The organism is Acinetobacter sp. ANC_7635 (assembly GCF_056779945.1).
Map to the genome: position 1 here is coordinate 1 of NZ_JBWYIS010000049.1, position 279 is coordinate 279.

A 279-nucleotide genomic window follows, 5' to 3' on the forward strand; every position below is an offset into this window, starting at 1 on the left:
GTTTGTCTAATACAAACTGAGTTGTACCTTCTGGTGGGCAGCCATAACCTACAGGCATTGTGGTTAATGCTGTATATTGACCTTGTGCATCCGTGAAGATCGTACGACGTAAGTTAAAGTCAGATTGAGACTTATCAAAGAACGAGTAGTTACCTAAGCTGTTTGCATGCCAAACTTCAACTTTAGCGCCTTCAATGATGTTACCTTCAGTATCTTTAACGATACCTTCAATAATTAAAGTTGGGATTTTGCCTTCTTCAGAACCATCATCCATACGTG

General features: G+C 39.8%; 1 protein-coding gene. It reads right to left on the bottom strand.

Going from position 1 to position 279, the window contains the following annotated elements; genetic code table 11:
- A partial coding sequence (locus tag AC1M89_RS14830) for a dioxygenase family protein (RefSeq protein WP_481614405.1) occupies positions 1-279 on the bottom strand: 279 nt, incomplete at both ends.